Consider the following 2,196-nt stretch of genomic DNA (forward strand, 5'->3'; position numbering starts at 1 on the left):
GACTTGGTTATACGGTTGTTGACTGTTCAACAGTTATTGCAACTCATTTATCTCAGATCCTTGTTAATAACTCTGCATCCTTAATAGGTCAGGAAGAGGTTCAGAATATTCTTGATATTGTTGCAAAAACTCAGCCTAAACTTGTAAACGGTCTTGTTCCTGGTGTTGTAAGCTTAGGTCTTTTAACACACATCCTTCAGAATCTTTTAAATGAAGGTGTGCCTATCAGAGATATGAGAACCATTCTTGAAACACTTGTTGAGTACGGTCCTAAGAGTCAGGATCCTGAGGTACTTACAGCAGCAAGCAGAATTGGTTTAAGACGTCTGATTGTTCAGGATATTGTAGGCTCTGAAAATGTAATTCCTGTAATTACGCTAGCACCGGATCTTGAAAAGGTACTGCATAAGTCACTTGAGACTGGTGGTGCTGAAGGTGTAGGTATTGAACCTGGTATGGCAGAAAGACTTCAGCATTCATTAATGGAAGCTTCAAACAATCAGGAAATGGAAGGAGAGCCTGCAATTTTACTAACCTCAGGTATTTTAAGATCAACACTCTCAAGATTTGTAAAGAATACTATTCCTGGTCTTAGAGTATTGTCTTATCAGGAAATTCCTGATGACAAACAGATTAAGATCGTCAATGTGATAGGAAATGCATCAAATCAGATAAATTAAAGCAAAAAAAGTTTTAAAAAGAGCACAAAAATAGATATAGGTGCTCTTTTTTATTGCTCTATATCAAATCTTTATAAGATCTGCTTTGATTGTGGTAAAAATAATTTGTAACATCTATTCAAATCAAACAAACGTATTGAAGTTACGGATAATAATAAAATGAAAGCTTTGAAATATTTTGCTACGGGCATGCTTATACTATGCGGAATTGTTTTTGCAGTGCATGCCGCAGAAGATTATATAATCAATGGTAAGGTTATATATCTTAGAGGTCAGATGAACAACTATGATGCAACTGACGAGTATGCATTAAAACAGACTGACGTTGGTGGGTGTGTGAATACCAGACTTGTTCGTACAACAAAGTTCAAGTTTGCTGACAGAGACTGGAGCAGAGGTACAAATTTTGGTTATACAAGAATTGGTACCATCAAGGAAGGTGACAATGTGGGGATTGAGCTTAATCCTGATTCTATGTATGAGGATTTAACCTTCTACCCTCCACAGGTTGGAGTATACAAGTTCTGTCTTATAAAGAATAACGATAAATACTATGTAACCATCAATAAGACCAATGAAAAGGCAGTTAATATAGAATAGTATAAAAAAGAATATGAAACGCATATATGATCCATACAGAAAAACTCCTGTATGGATTTTTTTCTTTTTGTTTTAAGATTAACTGAAAAACGGAGGGTAAATTTTGAACAGAAAAAATATAAAAGCAGGATTAAAACTCTGGTCAGTTAATACCGATCATTATTTGAAAGAAGCTAGCAGATTATATTCACATGGTATTTATGATTATATAGAGCTATATGTAGTTCCTGATACAACAGATACATTAAGCGCATGGAAAAAGCTGAAGATCCCTTTTATCATTCACAATGCTCATTTTGCACACGGTTTTAATCTTGCAAAAAGAGAAAACAGAGCGCGAAATATTGAAATATATGAGCAGAGCAGACTTTTTGCAGATGAGCTTTGTGCTGACTGCATCATATTTCACGGTGGAATTGATGGTGATGTAAATGAAACTGCAAGACAGCTTGCATCATTCAATGAGAGTAGAGCTGTAATTGAGAATAAGCCATTTGTAGCTCTTCCAAATAAAATGGGCGGTAACTTTTGCAGAGGTGCAACAGTAGATGAGCTTAAACTGATAATGGATACAGCATCCTGTGGTCTTTGTTTTGACATTGGCCATGCAGTCTGTTCAGCTAATTCACAAAATATTGAGCCATATTCATTCTTAAGGGAAATTAAAAAATTATCACCAAGAATGTATCATCTGTCAGATATTACAGATATGACATCTCCTTATGATGCACATCCACATTTAGGTACAGGTAATCTTGATATTAAGTGGGTGGCTGATGAAATATTTCATGACAAAGCATGTGTATCTGTAGAAACTAACAAGGACAGTAAAGAGAGACTTGATGATTTTGAAAAGGATATCTGTTATCTGAAAAACTGCCTGTAAATTAGATTGTTCATATGTCAATGTAAATAT

At 35.0% G+C, this 2,196-nt stretch carries 3 protein-coding genes; all 3 read left to right on the plus strand.

Going from position 1 to position 2,196, the window contains the following annotated elements:
• A partial coding sequence (locus ACJML3_RS00595; protein WP_406019700.1) for an FHIPEP family type III secretion protein occupies positions 1-680 on the plus strand: 680 nt, incomplete at its 5' end.
• Between the two features lie 159 nt (positions 681-839).
• Positions 840-1,280 carry a pullulanase gene (locus ACJML3_RS00600; RefSeq protein WP_406019702.1) on the plus strand — a complete coding sequence of 147 codons (441 nt, stop codon included), beginning with the start codon at positions 840-842 and terminating at the stop codon, positions 1,278-1,280.
• A 103-nt stretch (positions 1,281-1,383) separates the two neighbouring features.
• On the plus strand, positions 1,384-2,166 hold the full coding sequence (locus ACJML3_RS00605) for a sugar phosphate isomerase/epimerase family protein (RefSeq protein WP_406019704.1): 783 nt from the start codon (positions 1,384-1,386) through the stop codon (positions 2,164-2,166).
• Positions 2,167-2,196: the final 30 nt, after the last annotated feature.

Source organism: Succinivibrio sp., from assembly GCF_045124615.1.
GTDB lineage: Bacteria > Pseudomonadota > Gammaproteobacteria > Enterobacterales > Succinivibrionaceae > Succinivibrio > Succinivibrio faecicola.

Bases quoted from the DNA above. Each gene is read 5' to 3' on its own strand.
- ACJML3_RS00600 (WP_406019702.1), top strand. From the start codon at position 840: ATGAAAGCTTTGAAATATTTTGCTACGGGCATGCTTATACTATGCGGA.